The organism is Pseudacidovorax sp. 1753 (assembly GCF_040544975.1).
In the GTDB taxonomy this organism is placed as follows: Bacteria; Pseudomonadota; Gammaproteobacteria; order Burkholderiales; family Burkholderiaceae_C; genus Xenophilus.
On sequence record NZ_JBEPKY010000048.1, the window covers coordinates 1 to 5537 of the forward strand.

5 protein-coding genes are annotated in these 5537 nt (G+C 62.6%); all 5 read right to left on the reverse strand.

All coding sequences use genetic code 11. From position 1 onward, the window contains the following. Positions 1 to 217 (reverse strand): hypothetical protein (locus ABIC63_RS29720; protein WP_354322442.1); only part of this gene is annotated, 217 nt, incomplete at its 3' end. After that, a complete protein-coding gene (locus ABIC63_RS29725) occupies positions 199 to 1320 on the reverse strand; it encodes an MFS transporter (RefSeq protein WP_354322443.1) in 1122 nt (373 codons plus the stop codon). The genes ABIC63_RS29725 and ABIC63_RS29720, both read right to left, overlap by 19 nt. Before the next feature lie 5 nt (positions 1321 to 1325). Continuing rightward, a complete protein-coding gene (locus ABIC63_RS29730; protein ID WP_354322444.1) occupies positions 1326 to 4211 on the reverse strand; it encodes a T6SS effector BTH_I2691 family protein in 2886 nt (961 codons plus the stop codon). Positions 4212 to 4230: 19 nt separating this feature from the next. Further along, complete coding sequence (locus tag ABIC63_RS29735) at positions 4231 to 5283, reverse strand: DUF4123 domain-containing protein (protein ID WP_354322445.1); 1053 nt, start codon at positions 5281 to 5283, stop codon at positions 4231 to 4233. Further along, a partial coding sequence (locus ABIC63_RS29740) for a DUF2345 domain-containing protein (RefSeq protein ID WP_354322446.1) occupies positions 5283 to 5537 on the reverse strand: 255 nt, incomplete at its 5' end. The genes ABIC63_RS29740 and ABIC63_RS29735, both read right to left, overlap by 1 nt.

Sequence of the window (5537 nt, forward strand, 5' to 3'; positions counted from 1 at the left end):
TGCTTTTCCTTTTCCATCTCTCGCTCCTTCGCGTTGTCGATGGGTGGGGAAATTTCAGATGCCACAACTGGGGATTATTGGAGTGCCACTGACACTCCTCGTCTTTCACGTAGTCGATGGCCTTCTCGCCCAGGCCATGGGCCAGGATCAGCACCTGCCCGCGGGCCAGGAGGCGTTCCAGTCGGGGCGTTTGCCCGATCAGAGCCGTGGTGTCCACCGCAGAGGCTCTTCCGGCCCGATGCCGCTCTCTCGGCGGCGCTGGCCGCAATCGCTGTTCCATTCCTCCGGAAATGTGGGCCAGTAGCACAGCCGTTCCGCCAGTGAATGAAGCGGTGCCCACAGCACGTTGATGCCGAAATTCGTGGCCGTGGCGCCCGACATTTCTTGGCCACTGAACCGGTCGCGCAGCAGCGAGCCGTGCATCACGGTCTCTCGCATGTGCTGTCCAGGGGTGCTGAAGCCCTTCCTCAGCCAGTTGTAATCCGCAGGGGGAGGCACTGCATGCATGCCTTCTTCCATGAATGTGCGGATGTACTGCCATAGAGGCTCTCCACTGCCCTCGGGGCCGACCCAGATGAGGTCTTCTCCCTTGCGTTCGGGGTCGGCGGGGTCGAGCGGGGGCCAGTACAGCAGCAGGTTGCCATCCGTCTCAGCCGCCAATCGCCGCTCGCGCCGAGCCTCCTCGCTGCTGGCCAACTGCTCCGCCGTCCAGGACTTGGGCGGCGCCCAATTCACATGCGCCTTGACGCGGTCCCAATCGAGGATGGCGTTGCCGCCATATTTCTTCGGGCGAAGCACGTATACCTTGCGGGTGGTGCGATTGAAGCGATAGCGGGGGCGCAAAGCTGTGAAAAAGGCAGGAGAGAAAACGTAAGGCCACAATAGAAGGTGAATCAGCGCATATGTGCCAACGAACAAGACCAGAAGAAGTCCCAATACGAGATACCAATCACTAAGATGCGATGGGCCATCGATTAATAGCAGAGAAATAAATCCGCCCGGTAACCCGAGAATTAATATAGATAGGACGGCCATCAGAAACGTCAGTGAGCGCTTGTATTCGCCTGCGTTGCTCAGTTCGATGAAATACTCATTGAAATCCAATAATATTCGATTAATGGACAAAGAGAGGCGTGCGATCTCTTTCTCCTTGATCTTTTCCTTGCGCTTGGTTTTAGGATCGTTCACATTGCGTCGGGCTCTTCTCTCATAAATTTCATATAGATATGTATGGTCGTTGATGTCCGCAAAGTACTCTAGCGCCTGCTTTGGGTTTTCACTGCGCCGCTCATCCCAGTAGTTGGCTTCTGAATTGAACATCGTGCTCAGCGCTCCATGTCCGCGATAGCATTGCCGAGTGCGCTCAGCATCAAAGCTTCTGTTTGGTGAGAGTTGATTTTGCTGTCACTTTTACGGAAAGGCTCCGCCTGTAGCCACTCCTTCCACTCTTTCTCCTTAAGGCGGGCGATCACTTCACTCATGACGAAAGTAGCGATGCCTATCGCAATGTTGATCCGAGCACACCAAAGGACGACACGCAGCTTTTCTAAGTTGTAAGCTGTAACGAGCCCGGTGATGATTGATGCTGAGCCGCCCACCGCTCGTCCGACGTAGGCAAACATCAAAATTCCGTTTTCTCGCCTATATGCAGTAATAGCATCCACCGCATCCCAAATCACCCCCACCACAGCCCCCGCAGCCACCCAGTGCGCCGCGCCGATCTTCATGGCCTGAAGCTCCGCACTGGTCGCCTTGCCCAATTCCGCAGACCATTTGTGTGCCGGAATCTTCGCCTTGATCTCCTCCAGCACATTCTTCTCGTAGAAGTCCGCCCGCCACCCCTTGAGCGTGCCCGTGGCTGCTGCCATTGCACCGGCCGCCTGGCTGCCCGCCCTGGAGTCGTCCTGCCGGTTCGCCGCCCGCCCGAAGGTCGGCAGCAGCCCCACCACCTCCAGGGCCGCCAATGCCGACGGAATGCGCAGGTTCTGCACCTTCGAATCGCTCAGTCGCGCCACGGCGCGCTCCGTGCGGGCCTGCAGCTTCTCGCCCTGGTAGCCGTACTTTCTGTTCCACGCCCTGCTCCCCGGCTCGGGGTTGCGCTTGTTGCTGTACACGGGCGGGTTGCCTGCCGCCCGCATTTCCTCGGCCAGCCGGCGTTCCTCGTCTTTCACGTAGTCGATGGCCTTCTCGCCCAGGCCATGGGCCAGGATCAGCACCTGCCCGCGGGCCAGGAGGCGCTCCAATTGAGACGGTGGCGCTTTCTTGGCAGCCTCCACCACCGCGACGCACCACACGGTGTGGACGTTCTTGCGGGCCGTGTCGGCAATCTTTTGCAGTGACCGGAACTTCTGCAGCAGCGAGGTATTGCCGTCGAGTACCTTGCCGATCTCGCCGATGATGGTCTGGCTGCCCTTGATGGTCCTGGGAATCTGGCCCAGTGCGGCGCCCATCGCCGCCCAGGCCTGCTGCCGTCGCGCGCTCTCTTCGGCACTCGCCGCACCCTCGACCACGGTGGCGGGGGGCACGGTGTCGTGAAGCTGGTCCAGAACGCGCTTCAGCTCGTCGCTGATCTGGTCGTTGTTCAGCGTGGCCATTCGCCACACGAGGTTGGCGGGCTCATCCTTGAACAGCTGAAGTTCGGCGTACCAGCGCCTGCCGCGCGGGGTGCTGTCCATCGGCTCCAGGACGGCGCACAACTGGCCTGCGCAACGGGCGCCATCTCCGGTGGATATTCCTTCGGGCGTGCGGTCGTAGCGTCCCAGCGTCCTGTCCAGGAATGCTGCCGAGCGCAGCCAGGCGATCAGGTCCTCGGTGATGCCGTTCATGCGTGCATCGCGGGCTTTGACCTTGGCCAGATGGAGGTCGTCGAAGCGGCGACGCGCAGCCACGTCGTAGTGCGCCCGAGTGACGCGCAGTGCATTGGCAGCCTCTGCGTCGCTGACAAGGCGGCGGTCCGACTCGCGTGCGCCGATCTGGCCTTCCAGCGCACTCTTGTTGCGCGCCTCCAGTTCCTTGACATCGACCTCCCGCAGCGAACCGTCGGGCCCTTGCTGCATGACCGTGCCCAGCGGATGGGCGTGCCGCCGGTCCATCGCCTCACGCACCTGACGCAGCCGCTCGGTTTCGTCGTCATACACCTGCATGGCCCGCTTGTAGATGGCAGCCTCGACGGTGTTGATGCATTCGCTCGCGGCCTGCTTCCAGGCATTCGTCACGTTGGGGTTCAACGTGTCGCCTGGATCGGTCTCGGCGAGCCAGGCGACGTAATCCGAGGCTGCGGTGAGGTGGTGCAACGCAAGCTCCTGCGCGATGCCCAATGCGTCTTCGCATGCAATCACCGCTCCTTTGTCCTTGCGCAGCAGTTCCGCCATCCTTTTCAGACGCGGCCCATGACGACCCTCGTAGCGGATGTTGCGCACCTGGGCGACATAGGGGCCCACGGCCATGCCTGGAGCCGCGCCGAAGTCGGTGACGGCGACATGGCCATCGGCATCGTGCGTTTCGTGCCGCACGGCCTCGAAGTGCCTGCCGAAGCGCGCCTCGCTGTAATCGCCCCAGTCGCGTTCTGCACCGTGCGTTCCCATCAGGCCATAGTGCTGCTCGCAACCCACCGCCTGCGCCGCCAGACTGTCGAGCGCCGCAAACTCCAGCACGCGTGCAGCAAGATCATCCGGTAGGCATGTATCGGCCTGCGCGGTGTTGCCGTCCATCCATCCAGCCACATCGAATCGCTGCATGTACTTGTTGCGGTGCGGTTCGATGTGGCGCTTGAGATGGTCCCAACTCAGAGGATCGGGGTGGAACAGGTAGTGCAGGCTCTTCACGTTCCGGGCGTCCTGCAGCCATATGAGGCTCATGACGGCGCCCCGCGTCTGCACTTCGCACGCCGGGCTTGCCTTGGCGTCTTCCGGCAGATGGGGATCGAACGCCGTCAGGTAGCCATGCGGATGGACGACATAGGCCTGCCACTCGGCCGTGACACCGATCCGCTTGATGCGCAGGTACAGAAAACCTGGCCGCAGCATCCGTGCCCCATACACCGCCGTCGACATGTGCACGCCGCCCGGTTGCGCTTGAAGTTGGCCGGCCGGCTGCAGCGCGCGCAGTTCGGTCAACCCCCCGCTTGTGGCGGAGAACCCGGCGGCATACCGGACAAAGAGCAGAGGCAAGCCCACGCGACTGCAGTTGGAACAGGGGTTGGCACAAGGCATGAAAGACCTTCCTGCGGCTTCAGCCGCGGGTGAGGAGATGAAACACGGTGGCAAAGCGGGCCTGCGGGTCTGAGCGCAGGGTTTGCAGGACGCGCCCGAGTACACGTGCGGCACCAGGAAGGCGCCAGTCCCGCGTCTGCGGGGCACCTCCTGACGCTTCGTGCAGCCAACTGCAATGCACGTAGTCCTCGGCGTGGACGCCGATGAGGCCCAACTGGCTGGCGTCGGCCAGCAACTGCAACATGGTGGGCGCGTCGGGCTGGCGGTCGGGGCCAACGCCATGGTCCGCGTAGTCGCGCCAGATGCGATTGGCCGGACCCCAGGCATGTGCCGCATGCCATTGCTCGGCGGTGAATCGGTGAAGGCTCAAGCCTTCGGACGCGACAGGTCCAGCAGGCCGTCGTGCGTGAAACCAGTCGGCATGCATGCCATCCGGCATGGCACCCCATGGCTGGGCCAAAGCCCACCACTGCTCGACGGGGCCGAGCCAGTGCAGGCGCTGGCTGCTGGTGAGCAGCGGCCACATGCGTTGCATCACCCGCGGGTCCTGATAACGGAACAACACCGACGCGCCGCCATTCGGGGGCCGTTGATCGCCCAGATCAGTCCAGTGCGCCGCGATGCGACTGGCGGGCAGGCGGCTCAGCACCACTGCGCACAAGTCCTGACGGGCCAGCCGGAGCAACGCCTGGTTCCATGCAAAGGCTAACCATCCGGCGAGAACGGCGCGCACCGATTGGATGTGCGGCAGGTCGGCAGCGGCTCCCGGCGTCATCTCATTGGCCAAAGGAACCAGACATGGCGCTTCGTCGAGCCGATCCGTGAAGAGCCGGTCTGGCACGGCGCAACGCTGCTGTGCCATGTCGGGGAACATGCTCTCGATCACCTCGGCAAGCGGGTTTTCTGCCCATCGATTGAGCACCAAAAAGGCGTGAACCGGCGCGTCGGCGTCCTCTGGTTTCCAACTGCTGTTCGGCGCGACCGGATTGCTTCCAAGCTGGCGCCATTCGTCCAGAAGCCGACCCAAGAGATCCAGAAAATGCTTGGGTTGCACGTCCGCCTCGGCGTTCATCAGCGGGAAACCGTTCCAGAATTTCCATCTGCGTGGCGCTCCTTGGCATCGCACGCCTCGAAGTTCTGCGGCTGCAGCGGCCGGCTCAACGGCCCCATCTGCACATGCGAGGCCGCATGCTCCACCCAGGTGCCGGGGGTGCCGTGGGTGATGCCGGCGTTGCTCCATTCGGTGAAGCTGCCGCCGCCGTTGACCGTCACGCTCACCGGGGCCGAGATGACGATGCTGCCGGTGGTGCTGCGGATGGTCACGCC